The organism is Terracoccus sp. 273MFTsu3.1 (genome assembly GCF_000383675.1).
GTDB lineage: Bacteria > Actinomycetota > Actinomycetes > Actinomycetales > Dermatophilaceae > Terrabacter.
The window spans coordinates 216,874-241,585 of sequence record NZ_KB911827.1 but is presented as its reverse complement, the minus strand read 5'-3'; the positions used below and the strand labels follow the sequence as shown (position 1 = coordinate 241,585).

The window sequence follows — 24,712 nt, the reverse complement described above, 5'->3', positions numbered from 1 at the left end:
CTGCACGGGATGCGCGGACCCAGCCCGTAAACTGCGGGGCGTGACGTCCAGCGTGGCGGACGCCCTCGTCGGTCGGGTGATCGACGGCCGGTACCGCATCCTCTCCCACCTCGCAGACGGAGGCATGGCCTCTGTCTACGTGGCGTTGGACGGGCGGCTCGACCGGGAGGTGGCGCTCAAGATCATGCGCCCCGGCCTCGCCACCGACGACGTCTTCGTCGAGCGTTTCCGCGCCGAGGCCCGGTCCGCGGCCCGGCTCAGCCACCCCAACGTCGTGGCCGTCTTCGACCAGGGCGAGGACGACGGCGAGGTCTTCCTCGCGATGGAGCTCGTCGAGGGCAAGACGTTGCGTGACGTCATCCACGAGGAGGCACCCCTCACCGCTCGTGAGGCGCTCGCCATCCTCGAGCCCATCCTGTTGGCGCTGAGAGCGGCCCACGTGGCCGGCATGATCCACCGCGACGTCAAGCCCGAGAACGTCATCGTGCGGCGCGACGGCGAGGTCAAGGTCGCCGACTTCGGCCTCGCGCGCGCGATCACCAACCAGGCCGCGACGAGCCAGACCGGCGTCCTGCTCGGCACGGTCTCCTACCTCTCCCCCGAGCAGGTCGAGCGCGGAGTCGCCGACACCCGCAGCGACGTGTATGCCGCGGGTCTGCTCCTTTTCGAGATGCTCACCGGGCGCAAGGCGGTCACCGGCGGCACCCCGATCCAGATCGCGTACAACCACGTCCACGGATCGATCGTCACGCCGAGCTCGGTCGTCCCCGGCGTCCCAAGCGCGCTCGACGAGCTCGTCGCCCACGCGACGGCCGTCGAGCCCGAGGACCGCTTCGAGTCGGCCGCCGCGTTCGTCGCCGCCCTGCGGGCGGTGCGTCGCGGCCTGTCATCCGACGAGCTCGACCGGCGCGGCAGCGCGCTCGCGACCGATCCCGCAGCCACCTCGGTGCTCTCGCCCGTGTCGTCGACGACGCAGCTGCCCGCCCCGGCTCGACCGCAGCGGGCCGACCTGCCCAGCTCCCCCGAGCGGCACCGCACCCGACCCAACGAGGTCGGACGCGCGGCCCTGGCCGGGATGCCCGTCCACGACGAGGGCCCCGCCCTCGAGCACACCGCAGCCATGCCGATCGACCGGCGGGACCGCCGCCGCCGACGGCGGTGGCCGCTCTGGCTCGCGGCCCTGCTCGTCGTCGGCGGTGTCGGGTTCGGCGGCTGGTGGTTCACGGCCGGCCCGGGAGGCTCGACCGTCGTGCCGGCCGTCGTCGGTGAGCCGGTCGCGCAGGCCGAGGGCGCGATCGAGCGGGCCGCCCTGACGGTCGAGACCGTCGAGGAGTTCTCCGAGGGGAAGGCCAGGGGCGTCGTGCTCCGCGTCGAGCCCGGCGCGGGGAGCGAGCTCGGCAAGGAGTCGACCGTCCGTCTCGTCGTCTCCAAGGGCAAGGAGCGGTATGCCGTCCCGAAGCTCGTCGGGGCCAGGCTCGGTGACGTCGGGGCGACCCTGTCACCCCTGACGCTCCGTCTCGGCGAGCGCTCCGACGAGTGGAGCGAGACCGTGGCCAAGGGCGTCGTCATCTCCCAGGACCCCGCTCCCGGCGAGTCGGTCAAGCGCAGCACTCCCGTGTCCGTCGTCGTCTCCAAGGGCCGCGAGCCGATCGAGGTGCCCACGGTCACCGGCGCACCGTTCGACGCGGCCTCGGCAGCCATCACGAAGGCCGGGCTCACGGTGCAGCGCGGCGAGGACGTCAACAGCGACGCCGTGCCCGCCGGCCAGGTCGTCTCGCAGTCACCCGACAAGGGAACGCTGCACCGGGGCGACGCCGTCACCCTCGTCGTGTCGAAGGGCCCGGTGCTGGTCCCGGTGCCGAACGTCGTCGACCAGCAGGACACCGCCGCCGAGAAGACGCTGACCGACCTCGGCTTCAAGGTCGACCGGCAGTACCCCTTCGGCGAGCTCTTCGAGAAGAAGGTCCGGGCCCAGGACCCCGCTGCGGGCACACCCGTGCCCAAGGGCACGACGATCCACCTGACGATCGTCTGAGGCCCCCGTGACTCCTGCGGCGCGCACGCGCCTGGCCACGCTGCTCCTCGTCGCCCTCACGGCCGTGTGGGGCTCGACGTTCTTCCTCATCCGCGATCTCGTCGAGACCGTCCCGCCGGTCGACTTCCTCGCGGTGCGTTTCAGTCTGTCGGCGGTCATCATGCTCCTCGTGTTCTGGCGCCCGGTGCGCGCCCTGAGCCGTCGTCAGGTCCTCGTCGGTGTCGGTCTCGGGGCCCTCTACGGACTGGCCCAGATCTTCCAGACGCAGGGTCTCGCGACGACACCGGCCTCCGTGTCGGGCTTCATCACCGGCACCTACGTCGTGCTCACCCCGGTCTTCACCGCCGTCCTGCTGCGCGAGCGCGTGGCCGGATCCACGTGGGCAGCAGTCGGACTCGCGACCGTGGGTCTGGCCCTGCTCTCGCTCAACGGCTTCTCCGTCGGGGTCGGCGAGGCCATCACCCTGCTCGCGGCCGCCCTCTACGCCCTGCACATCGTCGGCCTCGGCCGCTACAGCGCCTCCGAGATCGCGACCGGTCTGTCCGTCGTGCAGATGGTCGTCATCGCCGTGCTCTGCGTCGTCGGCGCCCTGCCCGGGGGCGTCGTCCTGCCGAGCGGACCGCGCCAGTGGGCATCCGTGCTCTACATGGTCGTCTTCGCCAGCATCCTGGCCCTGTGGGTCCAGACGTGGGCGCAGGCTCACATGCCGGCCACGCGGGCGGCCATCGTCATGACGCTCGAGCCCGTCTTCGCGGCCTTCTTCGCCGTGACCCTGGGCGACGAGTCCGCCACGCTGCGGATGGTCGTCGGCGGCGCGCTCGTGCTCACTGCGATGTATGCCGTCGAGCTCCTCGCGCGGCGGCGCCCGGGCGAGCTGCCCGTCGAGGCCCTCCACCACGAGGTCTGACACGGGCGCGATCCCCTCACCGCGCCAAGTCCGCCAGGGCGCAGCTCACGCGCCGAAACGGCGGCACCACGCCGCGCCAAGTCCGCCAGGGCGCAGCTCACGCGCCGAAACGGCGGCGCCACGCCGCGTCAAGTCCGCCGGGGCGAAGCTGGCGAGCCGCTCTCGGGTCAGGCTGCCGGGGGCGCCGAGCGCAGCAGGCCGGTGAGGACGTCGATCGCGACGTCCGTGCCGGCATCGTCGACGTCGAGGTGCCACACGAGGCGCACGGCACCGGGCCCGACGGCATACGTCCTCACGCCGGCGGCGAGAGCGGCCTCGACGAAGGCGGCGGAGGTCCAGCCGACCGCGGCGACGTCGACGATGACGATGTTCGTCTCGACCGTGGCCAGGTCGACGGCGCCGGGTGCAGCCTCGGCCATGGCCTCTGCGGCGCGTCGTGCCCGGGTGTGGTCGTCGGCGAGGCGCTCGACGTTGTGGTCGAGAGCGAAAAGCCCTGCGGCGGCGAGGATCCCGGCCTGCCTCATGCCTCCGCCGAAGCGCTTGCGCCAGATGCGTGACTCGGCCATTGCGTCAGCGGAGCCCACGAGCACGCTGCCGACCGGGGCGCCGAGACCCTTGCTCAGGCAGATCGAGACGGTGTCGAACTCACGGCCGTAGTCACCGACCGGCACGCCGGAGGCGACGTGCGCGTTGAAGAGCCTCGCCCCGTCGAGGTGCATGGCGACCCCGCGCCCGCGCGTCACCTCGCGCGCCCGGCGGATCTCGTCGAGCGACTGCACGGTGCCGCCCCCGAAGTTGTGGGTGTTCTCGACGATCACGAGCGACGTGCAGACCTGGTACGGCCCGACGCCGGTGATCATGAGCGAGGCGGCGTCGTCGGCGCAGAAGCGACCGCGCTCGGAGACCCACGTTCGCGACGAGATGCCCGAGAGCACCGCTGCGGCGCCGAGCTCGGCCCGCACGACGTGGGCGAGCGAGTCGCCGATGAGCTCCTCGCCCGGCTTGACGTGCAGCCGCACGCCGAGCTGGTTGGCCATCGAGCCGGACGGCGTGAAGAGCGCGGCCTCGTGTCCGAGCATCCCCGCGACGCGCTCCTCGAGGGCGCGCAGCGTCGGGTCCTCACCGAAGACGTCGTCGCCGACCTCCGCGCGCGCCATGGCGTCGCGCATTCCCTCGGAGGGCCGGGTCAGGGTGTCGCTGAGCAGGTCTGCCCGGAAGGGACTCGTCGCCGCCACCGCTCAGGCCTGGCCGAGCATCTCGGCGACGAGGAAGGCGAGCTCCAGCGACTGCTGGTGGTTCAGCCGCGGGTCGCACACGGACTCGTAGCGCTTCTCGAGGTCGGAGTCGATGATCTTCTCCGCACCGCCGAGGCACTCGGTGACGTCGTTGCCGGTGAGCTCGACGTGGATGCCGCCGGGGATCGTGCCGAGGGACTGGTGCACCTCGAAGAAGCCGCGCACCTCCTCGACGATGTCCTCGAAGTCACGCGTCTTGTAGCCGGACGGGCTCTCGAAGGTGTTGCCGTGCATCGGGTCGCAGATCCACGTCACGGTGGCACCGGACGCCGTCACCTTGTCGACGAGGGCCGGCAGGGCGTCGCGGATCGTGCCCGCGCCCATGCGGGTGATGAAGGTCAGGCGGCCCGGCGTGCGGTTCGGGTCGACCTTGTCGATGAGGCGCAGCACCTCGTCGATGTCGGCCTTGGGCCCGAGCTTGACGCCGATGGGGTTGCTGATGCGCGAGACGAAGTCGACGTGCGCGCCGTCGAGCTGACGGGTGCGCTCGCCGACCCAGACGAAGTGGCCGGACGTGTCGTAGAGCCGCCCGGAGCGGGAGTCGATGCGCGTCAGCGGGCGCTCGTAGTCGAGCAGCAGCGCCTCGTGGGCGGCGTAGAACTCGACGGTGCGCATGGCGTCGAAGTCGGCACCACAGGCCCACATGAAGCGCATCGCCTTGTCGATGTCCTTGGCGATCTTCTCGTAGCGCTGGTTCGCCGAGTTGGCGACGAAGCCACGGTTCCAGTCGTGGACATGCCGCAGGTCGGCGAAACCGCCTGTCGTGAAAGCGCGCACGAGGTTGAGGGTCGCCGAGCTCGCGTGGTAGGCCCGGACGAGGCGCTGCGGGTCGGGGATGCGGGCGGTCTCGTGGAACGCGAAGTCGTTGACCATGTCGCCTCGGAAGGCGGGCAGGGTCACGCCCTCGCGGGTCTCGACGGTGGAGCTGCGCGGCTTGGCGTACTGCCCGGCCATGCGCCCGATCTTGATGACGGGCACCGAGGCGCCGTAGGTCAGCACCGCGGCCATCTGGAGGATCGTCTTGATGCGGTCGCGGATGTTGTCGGCGGTCGCGGAGGCGAAGGTCTCGGCGCAGTCGCCGCCCTGGAGCACGAAAGCCTCGCCGACGGCGGCCTTGGCCATCCGGTCGGTGAGGATGTCGCACTCGCCCGCGAAGACGAGCGGAGGATACGAGGCGAGGGTCTCGATCACCTCGGCCAGGGCAGCCGTGTCGGGCCAGGCAGGCTGCTGCTGGGCCTCGAGCTCGGTGGCCGCGGCCGTGAGGGCGGCGAGGGCCTCGGACCCGTCAACGGGTTCGAGGCCGGCATCGGCGGTGGCGGTCCTCGTGTTCACCCCGCCAGCGTAGACGTCGCACGGGGGTGCCCCCGCCCGGGTCCGCATCCCGAAACCTCCGAGCGCCCCGCCCACGCCGCCGACGACGTATGCCATCCGGCCGGCGGAGCGGGTCAGCTCGGGTCAGCTCGGGTCAGCTCGGGTCCATGCCGGTCACGTCGGGTCGGCGAGGTCGAGACCGCGCTCCATCGCGAAGCGGACGAGCTCGACCCGGTTGTGCATCTGGAGCTTGCCGAAGATGTTCTGCACGTGGTTCTGCACGGTGCGGTGCGAGAGGAACAGCGTCGCCGCGATCTCCTTGTAGCCCATGCCCGTCGCGACGTACTTGAGGATCTCGGTCTCGCGGTCGGTCAGCTCCGGGATGGGCCGCTCCGGAGTGCCTCCACCCTCGGCCTTGACGCGCCGGAACTCGCCGAGGACGAGACCCGCGAGGCCGGCGGTGAAGACCGGCTCCCCCGCGGCCGTGGCCCGCACCGCGGCGAGGAACTCCTCACGGCCGGCCGACTTCACGAGGTAGCCGAGGGCGCCGGCCTTGACCGCGTCGAGGACGTCCTGGTGGTCCCCGCTCGCCGAGAGGATGAGGATACGGGTCGGCACCTGCGCCGCGGCGAGGGCGGCGCAGACCTGCGCGCCGGACAGGCCCGGGAGGTTGAGGTCGAGGACGAGGACGTCCGGCACCGTGGCGCGGGTCCGGGCCACCGCCGACCGGCCGTCGTCGGCGGTCGCAAGGACCTCGAAACCGGCGTCGGCAAGGTCACGGGCGACGGCGTCGCGCCACATCGGGTGGTCGTCGGCGACGACGACCCGGATGTGCTCGGGCGGCGTGCTGCTCCCCTGCTGCGGCATGGCGTCCTCCTGATCCGTCACGGTGCTCCTCGTCCTTGGGTGCGGACCTGCGACCCGCGTTCGGTCGTCGCAGGCGTCCGGCGACCATGGTGCCGGTTGGTCAGACGTGTCGTCCGGCGATTGGGGATCCGCAGCTCGACGGTCGTCCCCCCGGCTGCCCCGGACGTGATGGTCGCGGTGCCGCCCAGGTCGGCGAGGCGTCCGAGGATGCTCGACGAGACGCCGAGACGTCCCTGCCCGACGGCCTCCTCGAGGCGACCCTCGGGAACACCTCGACCCGAGTCGCGGATCGTCACGGCGATCTCGTCGCCGTCGTCGTCGAGCAGCACCCACGCCCGGGCCTCGTCACCGGCGTGCTGCCGGACGTTGTCGAGGGCTGCCTCGACAGCGGCGACGACCTCGTCGGCGACCCTCCGGGGCAGGAGCACGGCGTCGGCGGGCGAGACGAGCTGGACACCGTCGCCCTCGACGTGGCGCAGCAGGCCGCGCAGGTCGGCGTCACCGCTGACGGCGCGGTCGACCTCGGCGAGATCCGTCTGGCTCACGAGCGTGCGCAGGATCCGCTCCTGCTCGCCCGCCATCGCACCGAGACGCGCCGTCTCCCCACCGATGTCGGTCGCACGGCGGTTGATGAAGGCGAGCGTCTGGAGCACCCCGTCGTGCACGGTCCGTGCGAGCCGGTCGCGCTCCGCGCGGGCGGCGTCGAGCCGCATGGCCTCGGCGAGCGCCGCGTGGCTCGAGCGGGCGAGGTCGACGCAGTAGCCGATGCAGCCACCGAGCAGGAGCCCGAAGATCGAGTTGGTGACCGTGTTGGGAGTCGGCTGGACCACCTCGACGAAGGAGCAGGCTGCGACGAGGGAGGCGGCTGCCAGACCACCGCGCCAGCCCCGCAGCACCGCGAACCCGATGACGGCCGCGGTCGGCCAGATCGAGGGGATGGTCTTGGCGCCGGCGGTGATGACGTCGGGGTCGTCGACGAGCCGGGTCGCGAGGATCGCGGAGCAGCCGATGGCGAGCTCGACCGTGTAGGCGCGGACGGTCCGCACCGGCCGCAGCGTGACGGCCAGCGTCCAGCCGGCGAGGACGCCGAGGATGGCGACCGCCCCGACGAGGTGCGCGATCTGCTCGTGACGCTCACAGACCGACCAGACGGCATACGCGAGGGCGAGGCACCGGAAGACGTCGATACCTCGCCAGAGCCCGCGCACGATGGCGTGCTCGTCGTCGAGCACCGCCACCGTCGGCGCCGAGACGGCGGCCGGGAGCTCGTCGCCGGACAGCGGTGCCGGCGCCGGGATCAGGTCGGTGTCAGGGCCGCCCGGCCCACCGCCCGGGACCAGGCCCGGCACACCGCTCGGCACGGCGTCGGGATCGCCGTCGTGCTCCGGGCCGGCGCCGTGGCGCGTGCGCGCCATGACGTCAGGACGCCGCCACGACGGGAGCGTCGCCGTCGCCGTCATCGTCTGCGGCCGAGGCCGAGGCCGAGGTGGTTTCCCCCGACTCGGTGGCCTGGGCCGGCCGGGCCTTGCCCTCGGCGGCGTCGAGCGCCTCCTCGAGCTCGGGCGCGGCGCTACCGGGCTTGGCGGCCTCCTGCAGCTCCCGGGCCTTGGCACGGGCCGCGGAGACGAGCCGGTCCTTCATCGACGTGGCGTACATGTCGACGTACTCCTGGCCCGACAGCAGCATCAGCTCGTACATGATCTCGTCGGTGATCGAGCGCAGGACGAAGCGGTCGTCCTCCATGCCCTCGTAGCGCGAGAAGTCGAGCGGCTTGCCGACGCGCACCCCGACCCGCATGATCCGCGGGATGACCTTGCCGGTGGGCTGCGCCTTGTCGGTGCCGATCATCGCGACGGGGATGACCGTGACCTTGCCCTCGAGGGCCATCCGGGCCACGCCGGTGCGGCCGCGGTAGAGACGGCCGTCGGGCGAGCGCGTCCCCTCGGGATAGATGCCGAGCAGGTCGCCGCGACGCAGGACCTTGAGGCCCGACGTCAGCGCGGCGTTGCTCGCCTTGCCGCCCGACCGGTCGACGGGCAGCTGCCCGACGCCCTTGAAGAAGGCGGCGGTGAGGCGGCCCTTGATGCCGCGCCCGGTGAAGTAGTCGCTCTTGGCGAGGAACGTGACGCGGCGGGACACCACGAGCGGGAGGAAGATCGAGTCGGAGAAGGACAGGTGGTTGCTCGCGAAGATCGCGGCACCCTCCTCGGGGATGTTCTCCTCCCCCTCCACCCACGGACGGAAGAGGAGCTTGATGATCGGCCCGATGACGATCGTCTTGAGGAACCAGTAGAACAACCGTGTCCGCCTTCCGTCTGTGACGGCTCGAACTCTACGACACTCGCGCACTGACAGCGGCGCATGCGAGGATCAGCAGGTCCAGCCGCTTCGCCCGAGGAGCCCACCGTGACGGTCCGTCCCGACGCCGCAGCAGGCTTCGGCATGTCCTCCCGGCACCGCCGCACGACCGTCGCCGGGGCCGGCGATGAGTGACCGCGACCTCGACGCGGAGTTCGCGCGGATCATCGCGGGGTGGGACGACGAGGCCCCCGAGCCGCAGCGTCGTGACGTCGCCGCGTCGTCGACCGACCAGGCGGCCGAGCCGGCAACCGAGCAGGTCGCCGACCCCGCGCCGCCGGTCTCGCTGAGCGAGGCCGTCCCGGCCGACGAGCCGGGTCCGCCGTCGGCACCGGACGCCTCTCCCTCGACGGTGGAACGCCCGCAGGCCGGCCGGGGCACCGACCCCGCGGCGCCGCCGCAGCCGGGAGCCGGCGCGTCGAACCCGCCGGGCTCGTCCGGTCTGCTCGAGCTGCCGATCGCCCCGACGACGTCCCACGAGTGGCGCGGCCCCACGTCCCGCCGCGCCGACACCGACGACGCGTCGGACGGCGACGACCACTTCGTCCCGCCCTCCGAGATCGACCTGCCGTCTGCCGAGGCCGACCCGATGTTCTGGGCGATCGTCGGCGGCCTCGCCGGTGGCCCGCTGCTGCTGCTCTACGTCCTCTTCTTCGACCGTGACGGCAGTGGCTGGTGGGTCGTGACGGCCCTGACCATGGTCGTCGTCGGTTTCGTGCTGCTCGTGCTGCGGGGCGGCACCGAGCGCGACCCGTTCGACGACGGCACCCGCGTCTAGCCGCTCGTCGAGGCGGTCCGACGCGTCAGTCGGACTCGACGTCGAGGTCGACCCAGACCGGCCGGTGGTCCGACCCCGCTTCGAGGTCCCCCTCGTCGACGACGGTCTCCGCCGCTTCGACCGCCTGCAGTCCCGGCCCGGCGAAGATGACGTCGAGCGCGTTCCTCGGGCCGAGGGCGGGAAACGTCGGCACTCCCCCGGACACCGGCCGGTGGTGCTCGGCGAACATCGCGTATGCCGTCCCGTCGGGTCCCTCGTTGAGGTCCCCTGCGATGACGGCCCGGTCGTCGAGCCCGCCGAGTCGGGTGAGACCGGTGAGGACGGCCGCGGCATGCTCCACCCGCTCGGAGGCGCGCAGTCCGAGGTGCACGCTGACGACGGTGAGGGGAGGACGCGACGGACCGCCCGTCGGGAGCGAGACGGTCGCGGCGGCATACCCTCGGGTGCGGTCGGGGAAGCGGACCGGCAGACGGCCACGCGACGTCCCGTGCACGACCACCCGTGCGGCCGTCAGGACCGCGGTCCCGCCCGTGCCGAGGCGGCCCCGGTGCCAGTCCAGACGGCACTCACGCGCGAACGGCGGGAGGCGGAGCTCCGTCGTGAGCCGGCGCGGGACCTCCTGGAGGCACAGCACGTCGGGGGCGACGGCGCGCACGACCCGGGCCGCCGCTGCCCGGTCGTCGAGCAGGTCGTGGACGTTGTAGCTCATGACCCGCAGCACGTGCGGCGGTCGGCCACCGGGCCGCACGGCCATGGGTTCAGCGGCCGGTGCGCGCGAGCTCGGCGGCGCCGATGAGACCGGCGTCGCTGCCGAGCACGGCACGCACGATCCGCGCCTCCGGCCGGTAGCCGCGGCCCGGGAGCTGCCGGCGGAAGGCCTCGCGGGCCGGACCGATGAGCATCTCGTCGGCCGCGCTCACGCCCCCGCCGATGACGAAGAGGCCCGGGTCGAAGGCCGAGGCGAGGTTGGCCAGCCCGATGCCGAGCCACTCGCCGATGTCGGCGAGCAGCTCGCGCGCGGTGGGGTCGCCCTCGCGGGCGGCCTCGGTGATGAAGGGACCGGTCAGCGCGTTGGCGTCGCCGCCGAGACGGGCCAGCAGGTCGGCGACGACGGGAGACCCGGCCTCGATCATGGCGCGTGCCTCGCGCACGAGCGCGTTGCCGCTGGCGTACTGCTCCCAGCAGCCACGGTTGCCGCACTCGCAGCGCGCACCCCCCGGCATGATCTGCATGTGGCCGAACTCGCCGGCGATGCCGTGCCGGCCGCGTTGGACGTTGCCGTCGATGATGAGGGCGCCGCCGATGCCCGTGCCGAGGGTGATGACGACGACGTGCGACTCGCCACGGGCGGCACCGAAGGTCGCCTCGGCCCACGCCGCGGCGTTGGCGTCGTTGTCGACGGTGATCGGCAGGGCGATGCGCTGGGACAGCGCGTCACGCAGCGGCTCGTTGCGCCAGGACAGGTGCGGCGCGAAGACGACGGTCGCGCGGTCCTCGGCGACGAAGCCCGCGGCACCGATGCCGACGGCCACGACGTCGTCGGCGTCGACGTGGCCGAGCAGCTCCTCGACCGACTCGACGATGGTGTTCTCGACGACCGCCGGGGACGTCGAGCGGTGGGGGGTGTCACGACGGGTGCGATGGGTGATGACGCCCGACTCGTCGACGACACCACCTGCGACCTTCGTGCCGCCGATGTCGATGCCGATCGCGAGACGCCTGCTCATGCGCGGCCTCCGGGGCCGCTCTCGTCGGCGTCGTCGGTGGCGGTGTCGGCGCTGGCAGGGGCGCTGGCAGGGGCGTCGGTGCTGTCACCGTCGCGGTCGGGCGCCGGCTCGGCGCGCCGCTCCCGCTGCGCCGTCGCGAGGTCGCGCAGGGCCGTGGCCGCGAAGCCGACGAAGTCGGCGACCTTCTCGATGGTGTCGGGATTGACCTGCTGGACGAAGGCGATGAGCTGGCAGACCGGGCACACGCGGCACGCGGCGGGCGTCGTGCCCCCGCACGTGCACTCCCCCGCCGTCCCCTCGGGTCGGCGCGCTGCGTCCGGGCCCGTCTGGTCAGCTGCCGGGGACGCGGGGTCCGCGGCGTGGTCGTGTGCGTGCGCGGCACCGCCCGCACGCTCTCCGCGGGAGTCACCGGACGGCATACGCGAACCTCCCGACCACGTGCGGCGGGAGAGCAGGTCGACGAGGAGCGCAGCCTCTGCCGCGACGCTGCCGGGAGGCGCGTCGGTGGGGCGCGACGACCCGTTGGCGTCGGGGCGCTGGGGCTGGCCGGGGTCGGCAGGGGCCGCGTCGCGACCGTCGTTCGGGGTCACGGTCGGTCAGGCCTCGACGCGCTTCTTCAGCTCCTTGAGCGCGGTGTCGACGATGACCTTCTCCGCCTTGCGCTTGAGCAGCCCGATCATGGGGATCTTGACGTCGACGGCGAGGCGGTAGGTGACCTTCGTGCCGTCGCCGTCACCGGCCAGCGTGTAGGAGCCGTTCATCGCCTTGAGCACCTGCGCGGAGACCAGCGACCACGAGACGACGCCGGTGCCGTCCTCGACGACGTCCCACTCGTAGTCCAGGACGTAGGTGTCCTTGATGGCGCCGGCGTCGAGGGTGAACTGGACCTGGTCGGCCCAGCCGTCGCCCTCCTCGGCGAGCACGGTGACGTCCTTCACCTCGCCCGCCCACTCGGGGTAGGCCTCGAAGTCCGCGATGACGTCGAGCACCTCGCCGGGCGGGGCGTCGATGACGATGGAGGACTCGGTGCGATCGGCCATGCGCCGAAGGCTATCGCGTCGCCAGCGGGCCGACAGCGGTTGTCCCCGCCGGTGTCATCCCGCGTCGGCCGCGTGCCAAGATGGGGACGACGGCAGCCCTGCGCCGAGGGGCTGCGCGCCCGACCGCGGAGCCCGCCCTGTGATCATGCTGACGTGGTCTGCGCGGTTACCGATCGGTAAGGTGCAGCACAGTTCCCCGGCCCCGCCATCAGGAGTGACAGTGAAGGACAACGTCGTCGCACCACTCGCCCCCGTCACGACGGAGGGCAGCCTCGCCGACCTCCCCGTGCGCAACGCCGCGGAGAACGCGGGCGAGACCGCGTTCTCCCGCAAGACTCCCTCGGGGGGCTGGACGCACGTGACGTGGGCCCAGTTCGCCGACGACGTCGCCGCCGTCGCCAAGGGCCTCATCGCCGAGGGGCTGCAGCCCGGTGACCGCGTGGCCCTCATGTCGCGCACGCGCTACGAGTGGACCCTCGTCGACTTCGCCGCCTGGAGCGCCGGTGCCGTGGTCGTGCCGATCTACGAGACCTCCTCTGCCGAGCAGGTCCAGTGGATCCTCTCGGACTCCGACGCCCACGTCGTCGTCGTCGAGACCGACGCGCACCGCTCGGTCGTCGACCAGGTCCGGGGCGACCTGCCGTCGCTCCGCGACGTCGTCACGATCGACGCCGGTGGTCTCGACTCCCTGCGCGAGAAGGGCCGCGAGGTCCCGGACGCCGACCTCGCCGCCCGCCGGGCCGGACTCGACCGACGGGCCGTCGCCACGATCATCTACACCTCGGGGACCACGGGCCGACCCAAGGGCTGCGAGCTGACCCACGGCAACTTCCTCGACCTCGCCGAGAACGCCATCGAGAAGCTCGGCCAGGTCGTCCTCACCGAGAACGCCTCGACCCTGCTCTTCCTGCCCCTCGCGCACGTCTTCGCCCGGTTCATCGAGGTGCTCTGCGTCGAGGGTCGCGCACGGATGGGCCACTCGGCCGACATCAAGACGTTGCTCGACGACTTCGCCGGGTTCCAGCCGACCTTCGTGCTCGCCGTCCCCCGTGTCTTCGAGAAGATCTTCAACTCGGCCGAGGCCAAGGCGTCCTCCGAGGGCAAGGGCAAGATCTTCCTGCGCGCGGCCACCGTCGCGATCGCCTACAGCGAGGCCCTCGACACCGGCCGACCGGGCCTCGCGCTGCGGATCCAGCACGCGGTCTTCGACCGTCTCGTCTACGGCAAGCTGCGCGCAGCCATGGGCGGGCACGTGCGCTACGCCGTGTCCGGCGGGGCGCCCCTCGGCACGCGCCTCGGCCACTTCTACCGGGGCATCGGGGTCGTCATCCTCGAGGGCTACGGCCTCACCGAGACGACCGCGCCCGTCGCGGTTAACACGCCGGACAAGATCAAGATCGGCACCGTCGGACCGCCGTTGCCGGGCACGGGCATCCGGATCGCCGAGGACGGCGAGATCCTGCTCAAGGGCGTCGGCGTCTTCAACGCCTACCACGACAACCCGACGGCGACGGCCGACGCCATCGTCGACGGGTGGTTCCACACCGGCGACCTCGGCGAGATGGACGACGACGGCTACCTGCGGATCACCGGCCGCAAGAAGGAGATCCTCGTGACGGCTGGCGGCAAGAACGTCGCCCCGGCCGTGCTCGAGGACCGTCTCCGCGCGCACCCGCTCGTCTCGCAGTGCATCGTCGTCGGCGACCAGAAGCCGTTCGTCGCCGTCCTCGTGACGCTCGACGAGGAGATGTGGCCGCTCTGGGCCAAGACGCACGGCGTCGAGGGAGTGTCGCTCGACCAGGCCCGCACCGACCCGAAGGTGCTCGAGGCGCTCCAGGAGGCCGTCGACCGGGCCAACGAGGCGGTGTCCAAGGCCGAGTCGATCCGCAAGTTCGCGGTGCTGCCCGGCGACTTCACCGAGGCCAACGGCTACCTCACGCCGTCGCTCAAGCTCAAGCGCAACGTCGTCATGAAGGACTACGCCGACGAGGTCGAGAAGCTCTACGCCTGAGCTCAGCGGAGCAGGTCGCGGATGCGCGCCTGCCAGTCCCTGACGAGGGCTGCCCGGGTCGTCCCGGTCGTGCTGCGCAACGCGGCGTCGACGGCTGCCTCCCGGTCGTCGAGCCGGGAGGTGGGGACGTCGAGCCCGCCGGCCGCGGCCCGGTAGAGACGGACGACGGCCTGGGTGCCGTGCGCGTCGGCGAGGGTGCGCAGGGCGAGCAGCGAGAGGCCGTATGCCGCCGCGAGCGCGTGGGTGCCCGGGTCGAAGTCCGCGTCCGCCGGGAGTGCCTGCGGCAGGCCGGACGCTCGCACCCGCTCGAGCGCCGGAGCGACGATCGTCGCCTCCGGCAGGTCGACGGGCTCGTACGCGACGAGCTCGGCGAAGCCCTCGGACAGCCAGACGGGGACGGCCCGTGTCGTCGAGGCCCGCACGGTGACGTGGGTCAGCTCGTGGGTCATGACGACGTCACGGCCGTCCGGACGCAGGGAGGCCCACGCTCCCGGGACGAGCACGATGCGGTCGGCTCCGGCTCTCTCCCCCGGCGTCAGCGGGCCGTCCGTGGCGGCGGCGACTCCGTCGAGGTCGCCGGTCGTGCGTCCGAGCAACCGGGCGGCGTCGGCATCGGTGGCCGGGGCGATCCAGACCGCCGGCCGCACCTCCCCCCACACGCTCGCGACCCGCGAGGCCGCCGTGCGCGCCCGACGGACGACCTCCTGCACCCGGTCGTCGTCGCCGACGGCGAGCACCAGCGCGGTGTCCGACCTGCGGACGACGAGGCCCGCGAGATCCCAGGGCTGCGGACGCTCGGAGGGAGCCGACGCGGTGATGGCCAGGGCTGCTGGCCGGCCGGGGTCAGCCTTGAACGTGAGGTCGAGGTCGAAGGACCGTGGACGAGCGTCGAAGCCGCGAAGCCTGTAGGTGAGGCTCGCCCTGACGTCCCACTCGACCGTGGTCCCCCGGGCTGCCGGTACCGGCGCGGTCGTCTCGCGGACGCCGACGAGCCGGATGCTCTCCACTCCCATGCGCGTCATGCGGTCGAGGACGCCGGCCTGCGTCGGGCGCAACGCCGCGGACGAGGCCCTCTCCAAGGGTGCGAGCCAGCCGCTCTCGTCGGACCGCTCCGCAGCGGCGAAGCGGGCTCGCAGCAGCACCGTGACCGCACGCTGACGGTCGGCCGCCCACGCCTCCGGGGCGACCTCGGCGTCGGCGCCGCCGCCGCTGGGCGACGTCACGCCCGATGCCGCGGTGGCCGGGTGTCCCGAGTCCGGCCCGGGCGTCGTGCACGCCGAGACGGTCAGGGCCAGCAGCGCGGCCACCGTCGCCGAGGCGACCTCCCGCGCAGGTCCACGACGACGGGTGCTCGACACCGCGTCATCGTGTCACGCGGACCTCTGCGATGGCCGGTCCCCGTGGCCCGTGGGGTCAGACCGCGTGGCGCGCTCGGTGGTGCGTCACGACCTCGGCGGGCTCGAGCTCGGCCCGAGCCGCGTTGGCCGTGGACACGGAGACGAGCCCCGCCGCGACGAAGGCCGACACGGCCCGTCGCTCCGCGCGGTCGAGGGGTGCGGTCATGACCCCGTCCACCTCACGGTGGTCGTCGACCGGCCGCGGTCGGCCGCGTCGCGTGTCGGCGCCGGGTGCGGTGGCGCCCTGACGCAGCGGGATCGCCGTCAGTGCGGTCACCATGCAGTCTGCGCAGTGGACGTCCCGCACCGGGCAGGTCTGGCAGTCGACGAGCATCATCGTGGTCCAACCCCTTCGTCTCTCGTTGCGATCTGTCGTGAAAGACGCTAGGTGGCCCCACTGACACTGCCCGGGGACACTCGCTCGTCGACTCGCCTCCGGGCCTCCTCCGGATGACCCCGCGACCGCGTCGAGCCGTGCCGGAGAGGGAACGCCGCTGACCGCCGTGATGTGCGGACGGCGTCCGGCCCCCTTGTGCCAGAAGGGCTTGCGGCCGACGCGCCTCCGAGGCATTGTCGGCGCCCCGGCATACCGTCGGGGTCATGCAGGCGATCCAGGCGACGTTCGACGACCTCGGCACCCCCCTTGCCGGCGTCACGTTCGTCGTCGTGGACCTCGAGACCACCGGTGGCTCACCTGCCCAGTGCGGCATCACCGAGATCGGCGCCGTCAAGGTGCGCGGCGGCGAGGTGCTCGGCGAGTTCCAGACCCTCGTCAACCCGGCCGAGCCCATCCCGGCGTTCATCTCCGTGCTGACGGGCATCACCGACTCCATGGTCCGCGACGCCCCACGCATCGAGAGCGCGCTGCCCGCCTTCCTCGAGTTCGCCGCCGGCAGCGTCCTCGTCGCCCACAACGCCGGTTTCGACATCGGGTTCCTCAAGGCCGCTGCGGCCCGGGTCGGCGCTCCCTGGCCCGGCTTCCCGGTCCTCGACACGCTCCAGCTGGCTCGGCAGCTCGTCGTGCGCGACGAGTCGCCCAACCACCGGCTCTCGTCGCTCGCCCTGGTCTTCGGCGCCACGACGGCACCGGACCACCGGGCCCTGCACGACGCCCGTGCCACGGTCGACGTCCTGCACGGACTCATCGAACGCGTCGGCAACCTCGGCGTGCACACGCTCGAGGAGCTGTCGAGCTACAGCTCTCGGGTCACCCCGTCGCAGCGACGCAAGCGCTTCCTCGCCGACCCCCTGCCCAGCGCCCCCGGCGTCTACCTCTTCAAGGACGGCAACGACCGCGTCCTCTACGTCGGCACGAGTCGCGACATCCGCACCCGCGTGCGCACCTACTTCACGGCCTCGGAGCAACGCAGCCGGATGGCCGAGATGGTGCGCCTCGCCCACGTCGTCCACCCCGTCGTCTGCCAGACCTCGCTCGAGGCCCAGGTGCGCGAGCTGCGGCTCATCGACGAGCACAAGCCGCGGTTCAACCGTCGGTCCAAGGACGGCCGCAAGATCATCTGGGTCAAGCTCACCCAGGAGCGCTTCCCCCGCCTGTCGATCGTCAAGCAGGTCCGCGACGACGACGCCCACTACATCGGGCCGTTCCGGTCCCGGGCCACGGCGCAGGCGGCCATCGACGCCGTCCACGAGGTCGTCCCGCTGCGCCAGTGTACCGGGAGGCTCACGGGCCGGGGCACCGCCTGCGCCCTCGCCGACATGGGCCGGTGCGGCGCCCCGTGCACCGGCGCGCAGTCCGAGGGTGACTACGCCGTCGTCGTCGCCGAGTGCCGCGCCATCTTCACCGGCAACGCCCGGCCCAGCGCCGAGCTGCTCCGGGTCCGCCTCGAGGAGCTGGCCTCCCAGGAGCGGTTCGAGGATGCCGCGCGGGTGCGCGACCGCTTCCTCCAGCTCGTCCGCGGAGCCGCTCGCGCCCAGCGGCTGGCCCCGCTGGTCCGCTCTCCCGAGATCATCGCCGCGCGCCGCAGCGACGTCGGCGGGTGGGAGCTCGTGTCCGTACGCCACGGGCGCCTCGCCGGCGTCGTCGTGAGCCCGCGCGGCGCCGACCCGATGCCCTACGTCAGATCGATGCAGGCGACGGCCGAGGTCGTGCCCGCGCCGACGCCCGACCGTCCGTCCGCACTGACCGAGGAGACGGAGATCCTGCTCCGGTGGCTCGAGGCGCCGGGCGTGCGCATCGTCGAGCTGGAGGGGACCTGGACGTGCCCCGTCGGGGGCGCCGGTTCCGTGCGCAGCGAGCTCGAGCCCGCCGTCGCATCGGCGCACGAGGTCGTCGGGTTCGACCACGACGCGCCCGGAACGCGTGCCGGCGCCCCGCACGGTGACCGGCCCGGCCGCGGCGGTCGCCCGGGCCGAGGCGGCGGCCTGCGTCGCGCGGGGTAGGCCCGGCTAGGGTGGTCCCGTGATCACCGCCATCGTCATGATCAGCTGCGAGGTCGACCGCATCCCGGAGGTGGCCGAGGCCATCGCCGACATCCCGGCCGTGTCCGAGGTCTACTCGGTGACGGGCGACGCCGACCTCATCGCCATGGTGCGGGTCAAGGCGCACGAGGAGTTCGCCGACGTCATCGCCGACCGGCTCAACAAGGTTCAGGGCATCGTCGGCACCTCGACCCACATCGCCTTCCGCACCTACTCCTCACACGACCTCGAGGCCGCCTTCAGCCTCGGGCTCGAGGGCGAGTAGCAAGGCAGAGCAGGCCCGGTCGCCTCGAGGGGACCGGGACGAGCCGACCGAGTGGACGTCTGACCCGGCCGAGCGACTCAGCGTCGGGTGGCAGCGACCCAGCGTTCGACGAGGCCGGTCGCGGCTCCGCTGTCGATGGCCGCGGCCGCGAGGTCCATCCCGGCACGCACGTCGCCGTCGAAGTCCGCCTCCGACGCCCCAGAGTCCGGGCGCGTCAGCGCGAGGGCGATCCCGGCGTTGAGCAGCACGGCGTCCCGGACCGCTCCCGTCCCGCCGGCGAAGACGTCACGGACCACGCCGGCGTTGTGCGCCGCGTCGCCGCCACGCAGCTCCTCGATCGGGTGCAGCTCGAGGCCGAGCCGTGTGGGGTCGAGCGAGCGCTCGGTGACCGAGCCTCCGCGGACCCACCAGACGTGCGTCGTCGTCGAGACGGTGACCTCGTCGAGACCGTCGTCGCCGCGGAACACCGCGGCGTCCTTGCCACGGTGCGCGAAGACGCCGGCCAGCAGCGGGGCCATGCGGGCGTCCGCGCACCCCACGGCGGCATACGTCGGCTGGGCCGGGTTGGTCAGCGGACCGAGGAAGTTGAACGCCGTCCCGATGCCGAGGTCCCGGCGTGGCACCGCCGTGTGACGGAACGAGGGGTGGAAGGTCTGTGCGAAGCAGAAGGTGATGCCGGCCTCCGACGCCACCTCGACGACACGCTCGGGAGGCAGGGACAGGTCGACACCGAGGGCCTCGAGGACGTCCGCCGAGCCGGACGACGACGACGCGGCCCGGTTGCCGTGCTTGACGAGACGCACGCCCGCCGCAGCGGCCACCATCGCCGACATGGTCGAGATGTTGACCGTGTGGGCCCGGTCGCCGCCGGTGCCGACGATGTCGAGGCTCGGCCCCGGCACCTCGATCCGCCGCGCGTGGGCGAGCATCTGCTCGGCCAGCCCCCGCATCTCCTCGATGCTCTCGCCCTTGGCCCGCAGGCCGATGAGGAAGCCCGCGACCTGAGAGGGCGTGGCCTCCCCGCTCATGATCTGCCCCATGGCCCACTCGGCCGTCGGACGGTCGAGGTCACGACCGGCGATGAGGTCGGTCAGCAGTGCAGGCCAGGTCGTCGCGTCGGGCGCCATGCGTCAGGCCGTGGGCACGCCCGAACGCGCGAGCGTGGCGATGGCCGACGTCAGCGCGATCGGGTCGAGCGGGTGCGGGACGGCCAGGTCGGCCTGGGACCAGGCCGCGAGCCAGCTGTCCTGCGGACGGCCCGTGAGCACGACGATCGGCGGGCAGTCGAAGATCTCGTTCTTGAGCTGCTTGGCCAGGCCGAGCCCGCCGACCTTGGCGGCCTCGCCGTCGAGGACCAGGATGTCGAAGCGCTCGGACTCGACCGAGCTGATCACGGCGTCGGCCGTCGCGCACTCGTGCCAGCGGACCACCTCGACGTCCCTGGCGGGGCGACGGCCGACCGCCGCGCGCACCGCGTCACGGGTCGTGATGTCGTCGCTGTAGAGCAGCACGCTGACCCGCGCCACCGGCCGCTGCGCGCCGGTCGTCGTCGCGATCTCGGTGGCCGTGCCCTGCGCTGCGCTGTCGTTCGAGGCGGTCATGCGACCGATGCTACCGGGCGGGTCGCGACCGACCGCACGGACCTCCCCACCCGCGAGACGACGCGTCGGACCGACGTGGGAGGGTGGTCCCGGACGGCCCACGACACGGCTGTTCAGGGTTCATGTCGGAATGGTCACGAATCCTCTACACCCGCGCGAGAAAGGGCCCCGAAGCGGGGGGTCCCTCGCACAGCCGGACAGGAATGTGGGAATAATGTCCAACGTGGCGACAGCATCGGCAGTTCCTTCAAGCGCAGTAGCGAATCCGGCCCATCACGGGCCGGCGACCCGCCCCAACATGGTTGCCGTCGGCACCATCGTGTGGCTCTCCAGCGAACTCATGTTCTTCGCGGGTCTCTTCGCCGTCTACTTCCAGCTCAGGTCGGTCCGTGGTGACCTCTGGGCGGTGCAGACCGAGAAGCTCAACCTGCCCTTCGCGAGCGTCAACTGCCTCGTGCTCGTCATCTCCTCCGTGTGGTGCCAGCTCGGCGTCTGGAAGGCCGAGCGCGGCCAGAAGGCCCGCACCGGCAAGCTCCTCGACATCAAGGGCTGGGGCATGCGCGAGTGGTACGTCCTGACGTACCTCTTTGGCGCCTTCTTCATCGCCGGCCAGGTCATGGAGTACTCCGAGCTCGTCCACGAGAACGTCACGCTGAGCTCCGACGCCTACGGCTCGGTCTTCTACATGGCCACCGGCTTCCACGGCCTGCACGTGACGGGCGGTCTGATCGCCTTCCTGCTCATCATCGCCCGCACCTTCACGACGCGGCGCTACACGCACGCCAACGCCACGGGCGCCGTCGTGACGTCGTACTACTGGCACTTCGTCGACGTCGTGTGGATCGCGCTCTTCGCGACCATCTACATCCTGCGCTGACCCCCGGCATGATCGCGCAGCTGCACCCGACCCCCACCTCCATGGACGACAGGAACCCACAGTGAACGCCTTGGCCGCCCGACGCCGACACCCCGCCGCGATCGCGGTGCTGCTGCTGCTCGGCCTCCTCGTGACCGGTGGCGCCTACTCCTTCCTCGCCCCCAAGGACGCCAACGCGGCGGCGCCCACGGCTGCCGCCGACGACGTCGCCCAGGGCAAGGACCTCTTCATCGCCAACTGCGCCACCTGCCACGGCGTCGCTGCCCAGGGCACGAAGTCCGGCCCGTCGCTCGTCGGCGTCGGCGCCGCGTCCGTCGACTTCCAGGTCGGCACCGGACGTATGCCGCTCGCCGGCCCGAACGTCCAGGCGCCCCAGAACAAGGTGAAGTTCGACGACGCCCAGATCTCCGCCCTCGCGGCCTACGTCGCCTCGCTCGGCCCCGGCCCGGCGATCCCGGAGGAGAAGTACACGACGGTCATCGAGCCGGGCACGCCGGAGAACAACAAGGCGATCGCCGAGGGTGGCCAGATCTTCCGCGTCAACTGCGCGATGTGCCACAACTTCGCCGGTGCGGGTGGCGCCCTGACCCGCGGCAAGTACGCCCCGGCGCTCGAGGGCACCACACCAAAGCACATCTACGAGGCCATGGTGACCGGGCCGCAGTCGATGCCGGTCTTCAACGACATGAACCTCACCCCCGAGGCGAAGCAGAAGGTCATCTCCTACCTCAAGGCGCAGGAGAACGAGACGAACGTCGGCGGCCTCACGCTGGGCAACCTCGGCCCGGTGTCCGAGGGGCTCTTCGCGTGGGTGTTCGCGCTCGGCATCCTCATCGGCTGCGCCGTCTGGCTCGGCAAGAAGGCAGCATGAGCCCGCGCTGCATCGCCTCGATCACGAACGACGACAGGATCACGACCCGATGAACGAGAACGACACCACGGACCACGGGACCAGCACGTCCCTCGTCCCGGCGTCCGACGCCGGAACCGAGCGACTGCCGGCCTCGCTGATCAGGGGGGTGGACCAGTTCGAGAACCCCGGTCTGCCGCCACACGTGCACCGCGCCGCCGACGACGACCCCGCGGCGGCCAAGCGCGCCGAGCGCCAGGTCGCGACGATGTTCGGTCTGTCGATGCTCGCCACGCTCGTCTTCCTGGTCAGCTACTTCGCCATCCCCGACGAGGCGACCTTCTTCTTCCCCGGCATCGGCATCGCCAAGACCCAGAACGTCGTGCTCGGCCTGTCTCTCGGCTTCGCGATCTTCCTCATCGGCATCGGCGCGGTGCACTGGGCCAAGACCCTGATGTCCGACGAGGAGATCGTCGAGGAGCGCCACGAGCAGGCCTCGACGCCCGAGCAGCGCGCCAAGGCCGTCGCCGTCGTCAACGAGGGTGTCGCGTCGACGCAGCTCAACCGCCGCCCGCTCCTGAAGTACTCCCTCGGTGGGGCGCTCGGCCTCTTCGCCCTCCCTCTCGGCCTCCAGGTCGCCGGCTCGCTCGGTCCGACCAACATCGAGGAGCTCAAGCACACCATCTGGGACCCGAAGGACAACGGCGGCAAGCCGATCCGGCTCATGCGTGACCCGGAGATGACGCCCATCCGCTTCGACGAGGTCACGTTCGGCTCGGTCTTCCACGTGATGCCCGAGACGCTCCAGAAGTACATCGACGAGGGCAAGCACGTCCTCGAGGCCAAGGCCAAGGCGGCCGTCATCCTGATCCGCCTCGACCCCGACCTCATCAAGGTGCAGAAGGCCAAGGACTGGGGCGTCGACGGCGCCGTCGCCTACTCCAAGATCTGCACCCACGTTGGCTGCGCGGTCGGCCTGTACGAGCAGCAGACGCACCACCTGCTGTGCCCGTGCCACCAGTCGACCTTCGACCTCACCGAGGACTGCGCCGTCATCTTCGGCCCGGCCAAGCGGCCGCTGCCGCAACTCAAGATCACCGTCGACGACGCGGGCTACCTCGTCGCCCCCTCAGGCTTCGCAGAGCCCGTGGGACCGAGCTTCTGGGAGCGTGCGCGATGAGCACCATCAACGAGACTCGTCCCGCGGACGCACTCCGCTCCGGCGACCGACAGGCCGACGAGCGCGCGTCCGCCACCAAGCCGCTCGGCGGCATCGCGGGGTGGATGGACGACCGCCTCGGCGGTGCGAAGGGTGTCTCCTTCCTCGCCAAGAAGGTCTTCCCCGACCACTGGTCGTTCATGCTCGGCGAGATCGCGATGTACTCGATGATCGTCTGCCTGCTGACCGGTGCGTTCCTCACCTTCTGGTTCGTGCCCAGCGCCAGCCAGGTCGTCTACGACGGCTCCTACGTCCCGCTCCAGGGCGTGACGATGTCGGACGCCTACCGTTCGACGCTCGGGATCTCCTTCGACATCCGCGGCGGCCTGCTCATCCGTCAGATCCACCACTGGGCCGCCCTGATCTTCGTCGTGTCGGTCTTCGTCCACATGGCGCGTGTCTTCTTCACCGGTGCCTTCCGCAAGCCGCGTGAGATCAACTGGGTCTTCGGCACCATCCTGTCGCTGCTCGCCTGCATCGAGGGCTTCGCGGGCTACTCGCTCCCCGACGACCTGCTCTCGGGCACCGGCATCCGCGCCATGAACGGCTTCATCCAGTCGGCGCCGGTCATCGGCTCCTACCTGTCGTACTTCATCTTCGGCGGCGCGTTCCCCGGCGAGGCGATCATCCCGCGCCTGTACTCGGCGCACGTGCTCCTCATCCCGGCCATCCTCGTGGGCCTCTTCACGGCGCACATCCTGCTCGTCTTCCTGCACAAGCACACGCAGTTCCCCGGGCCGGGCCGCACCAACAAGAACGTCGTCGGCTACCCGCTCCTGCCGGTGTACATCGCCAAGGCCGGCGGCTTCTTCTTCATCGTCTTCGGCGTCATCGCCCTCATCTCGGCGGTCGTGACGATCAACCCGATCTGGGCCTACGGTCCGTACGACCCCTCCCCCATCACCGCGGGCTCCCAGCCCGACTGGTACATGGGCTTCGCCGACGGTGCGCTGCGACTACTGCCCGGCTTCCTGGAGTTCGAGACGTTCGGCTTCACGTGGAGCATGAACATCTTCCCGGGCTCGCTCGTCCTGCTGCCGCTCATGTGGACGATCATCGGCGTCTACCCCTTCGTCGAGGCATGGGTCACCGGCGACAAGCGCGAGCACCACCTGCTCGACCGGCCGCGCAACGCGCCGACGCGCACCGCCATCGGCATCGCGGGGATCTCGATGTACGTCGTGCTCTTCCTCGCCGCCGGCAACGACCTCATGGCGATCAAGCTGCACCTGTCGATCAACGACATCACGCAGACGCTGCGCGTGCTCTTCTTCGTCGCGCCGCCGATCGCCTTCTGGATCACCAAGCGCATCTGCCTCAGCCTGCAGCGCGCCGACCGCCAGAAGGTCCTCCACGGTCGCGAGACGGGCACCATCTGGCGCCACGCCGACGGTCGCTTCGAGGAGATCCACGCTCCGCTCACCCCCGACGAGCGCTGGGTCCTGGTCCAGCACGAGGCCCACGAGCCGCTCGAGCTCACGGCCGGCAAGGACGCCAACGGCGTCGACAGCCCCATCGCTGGCAAGGAGCGCCTCCGCGCGAAGTTCTCGAACTTCTACTTCCGCGACCGCGTCGCCCCCGCGACCCCGTCCGAGCTCGAGGCGGCCCACCACGAGCACGATGACCACGCGGCCGTGCCCGACGGTGGTCACGAGGCCATCGAGCCGGCAGGGGCCAGCCAGGAGCGCGAGACGATCAAGGCCGACAAGCAGCACGGCTGACGTCTGGTCGTCTC

23 protein-coding genes are annotated in these 24,712 nt (G+C 71.7%); 10 read left to right on the top strand and 13 right to left on the bottom strand.

The window, feature by feature from the left end:
* Window positions 1-40 precede the first annotated feature (40 nt).
* Together pknB and H283_RS0120890 are read left to right on the top strand one after the other, a co-directional pair.
* On the top strand, window positions 41-2,035 hold the full coding sequence (gene pknB, locus H283_RS0120895) for a Stk1 family PASTA domain-containing Ser/Thr kinase (RefSeq protein WP_028785795.1): 1,995 nt from the start codon (window positions 41-43) through the stop codon (window positions 2,033-2,035).
* A gap of 7 nt (window positions 2,036-2,042) precedes the next feature.
* Window positions 2,043-2,942, top strand: a complete 900-nt coding sequence (locus H283_RS0120890; protein ID WP_020145481.1) for a DMT family transporter — start codon at window positions 2,043-2,045, stop codon at window positions 2,940-2,942.
* Between the two features lie 167 nt (window positions 2,943-3,109).
* Here H283_RS0120890 and H283_RS0120885 read toward each other — a convergent pair whose 3' ends face one another.
* From H283_RS0120885 to H283_RS0120865, 5 genes are all read right to left on the bottom strand, one after another.
* The gene (locus H283_RS0120885; RefSeq protein ID WP_020145480.1) at window positions 3,110-4,177 is read right to left on the bottom strand and encodes a low specificity L-threonine aldolase; all 1,068 of its coding nucleotides are present in this window, start codon (window positions 4,175-4,177) and stop codon (window positions 3,110-3,112) included.
* Window positions 4,178-4,180: 3 nt separating this feature from the next.
* Window positions 4,181-5,617, bottom strand: coding sequence for a class II 3-deoxy-7-phosphoheptulonate synthase (locus H283_RS0120880; protein WP_043650406.1), 1,437 nt, complete (start codon window positions 5,615-5,617; stop codon window positions 4,181-4,183).
* A 105-nt stretch (window positions 5,618-5,722) separates the two neighbouring features.
* On the bottom strand, window positions 5,723-6,415 hold the full coding sequence (locus H283_RS0120875; protein WP_043650404.1) for a response regulator transcription factor: 693 nt from the start codon (window positions 6,413-6,415) through the stop codon (window positions 5,723-5,725).
* Between the two features lie 17 nt (window positions 6,416-6,432).
* Entirely contained in the window at window positions 6,433-7,875 is a 1,443-nt protein-coding gene (gene macS / locus H283_RS25990) for a MacS family sensor histidine kinase (protein ID WP_020145477.1), read from the bottom strand.
* Window positions 7,835-8,713, bottom strand: coding sequence for a 1-acyl-sn-glycerol-3-phosphate acyltransferase (locus H283_RS0120865; protein WP_020145476.1), 879 nt, complete (start codon window positions 8,711-8,713; stop codon window positions 7,835-7,837). The genes macS and H283_RS0120865 overlap by 41 nt, the downstream gene beginning before the upstream one ends.
* A 187-nt stretch (window positions 8,714-8,900) precedes the next feature.
* On the opposite strand from H283_RS0120865, the gene H283_RS0120855 reads away from it, so the two are divergent.
* Window positions 8,901-9,551 carry a hypothetical protein gene (locus H283_RS0120855; protein ID WP_020145475.1) on the top strand — a complete coding sequence of 217 codons (651 nt, stop codon included), beginning with the start codon at window positions 8,901-8,903 and terminating at the stop codon, window positions 9,549-9,551.
* 25 nt (window positions 9,552-9,576) lie between these two features.
* Here the strand turns inward: H283_RS0120855 and H283_RS0120850 are convergent, their stop codons facing one another.
* From H283_RS0120850 to H283_RS0120835, 4 genes are read right to left on the bottom strand one after another with little or no spacing between them, the layout of a single operon-like run.
* A complete protein-coding gene (locus H283_RS0120850; protein ID WP_020145474.1) occupies window positions 9,577-10,305 on the bottom strand; it encodes an endonuclease/exonuclease/phosphatase family protein in 729 nt (242 codons plus the stop codon).
* A gap of 4 nt (window positions 10,306-10,309) precedes the next feature.
* Window positions 10,310-11,278 carry an ROK family glucokinase gene (locus H283_RS0120845; protein WP_020145473.1) on the bottom strand — a complete coding sequence of 323 codons (969 nt, stop codon included), beginning with the start codon at window positions 11,276-11,278 and terminating at the stop codon, window positions 10,310-10,312.
* A complete protein-coding gene (locus tag H283_RS0120840) occupies window positions 11,275-11,868 on the bottom strand; it encodes a hypothetical protein (RefSeq protein ID WP_020145472.1) in 594 nt (197 codons plus the stop codon). The genes H283_RS0120845 and H283_RS0120840 overlap by 4 nt, the downstream gene beginning before the upstream one ends.
* Window positions 11,869-11,874: 6 nt before the next feature.
* A complete protein-coding gene (locus tag H283_RS0120835; protein ID WP_020145471.1) occupies window positions 11,875-12,318 on the bottom strand; it encodes an SRPBCC family protein in 444 nt (147 codons plus the stop codon).
* A 220-nt stretch (window positions 12,319-12,538) separates the two neighbouring features.
* Here H283_RS0120835 and H283_RS0120830 point away from each other — a divergent pair, with 220 nt between their 5' ends.
* Window positions 12,539-14,329 (top strand): long-chain fatty acid--CoA ligase, encoded by a 1,791-nt coding sequence (locus H283_RS0120830; protein ID WP_020145470.1) that lies wholly within the window; start codon window positions 12,539-12,541, stop codon window positions 14,327-14,329.
* Window positions 14,330-14,331: 2 nt separating this feature from the next.
* Here the strand turns inward: H283_RS0120830 and H283_RS0120825 are convergent, their stop codons facing one another.
* Window positions 14,332-15,687 carry a hypothetical protein gene (locus H283_RS0120825; RefSeq protein ID WP_020145469.1) on the bottom strand — a complete coding sequence of 452 codons (1,356 nt, stop codon included), beginning with the start codon at window positions 15,685-15,687 and terminating at the stop codon, window positions 14,332-14,334.
* A gap of 55 nt (window positions 15,688-15,742) precedes the next feature.
* Window positions 15,743-16,006, bottom strand: a complete 264-nt coding sequence (locus tag H283_RS25985) for a hypothetical protein (RefSeq protein ID WP_231372336.1) — start codon at window positions 16,004-16,006, stop codon at window positions 15,743-15,745.
* Window positions 16,007-16,326: 320 nt separating this feature from the next.
* On the opposite strand from H283_RS25985, the gene H283_RS0120815 reads away from it, so the two are divergent.
* On the top strand, window positions 16,327-18,126 hold the full coding sequence (locus H283_RS0120815; protein WP_020145467.1) for a DEDD exonuclease domain-containing protein: 1,800 nt from the start codon (window positions 16,327-16,329) through the stop codon (window positions 18,124-18,126).
* A gap of 19 nt (window positions 18,127-18,145) precedes the next feature.
* Entirely contained in the window at window positions 18,146-18,430 is a 285-nt protein-coding gene (locus tag H283_RS0120810; RefSeq protein ID WP_020145466.1) for an Lrp/AsnC family transcriptional regulator, read from the top strand.
* Between the two features lie 77 nt (window positions 18,431-18,507).
* Here the strand turns inward: H283_RS0120810 and trpD are convergent, their stop codons facing one another.
* A complete protein-coding gene (gene trpD / locus H283_RS0120805; protein WP_020145465.1) occupies window positions 18,508-19,557 on the bottom strand; it encodes an anthranilate phosphoribosyltransferase in 1,050 nt (349 codons plus the stop codon).
* Window positions 19,558-19,560: 3 nt separating this feature from the next.
* On the bottom strand, window positions 19,561-20,031 hold the full coding sequence (locus tag H283_RS0120800) for a response regulator transcription factor (RefSeq protein ID WP_028785793.1): 471 nt from the start codon (window positions 20,029-20,031) through the stop codon (window positions 19,561-19,563).
* A gap of 214 nt (window positions 20,032-20,245) precedes the next feature.
* Here H283_RS0120800 and H283_RS0120795 point away from each other — a divergent pair, with 214 nt between their 5' ends.
* The 4 genes from H283_RS0120795 (at window position 20,246) to H283_RS0120780 (ending at window position 24,698) form a co-directional block, all read left to right on the top strand.
* The gene (locus tag H283_RS0120795) at window positions 20,246-20,908 is read left to right on the top strand and encodes a heme-copper oxidase subunit III (RefSeq protein ID WP_081633962.1); all 663 of its coding nucleotides are present in this window, start codon (window positions 20,246-20,248) and stop codon (window positions 20,906-20,908) included.
* 61 nt (window positions 20,909-20,969) lie between these two features.
* Window positions 20,970-21,779 (top strand): c-type cytochrome, encoded by an 810-nt coding sequence (locus H283_RS0120790; protein WP_020145462.1) that lies wholly within the window; start codon window positions 20,970-20,972, stop codon window positions 21,777-21,779.
* A 49-nt stretch (window positions 21,780-21,828) separates the two neighbouring features.
* Window positions 21,829-22,938, top strand: coding sequence for a ubiquinol-cytochrome c reductase iron-sulfur subunit (locus H283_RS0120785; protein WP_020145461.1), 1,110 nt, complete (start codon window positions 21,829-21,831; stop codon window positions 22,936-22,938).
* Window positions 22,935-24,698, top strand: a complete 1,764-nt coding sequence (locus H283_RS0120780; RefSeq protein ID WP_020145460.1) for a ubiquinol-cytochrome c reductase cytochrome b subunit — start codon at window positions 22,935-22,937, stop codon at window positions 24,696-24,698. The genes H283_RS0120785 and H283_RS0120780 overlap by 4 nt, the downstream gene beginning before the upstream one ends.
* Window positions 24,699-24,712 lie beyond the last annotated feature (14 nt).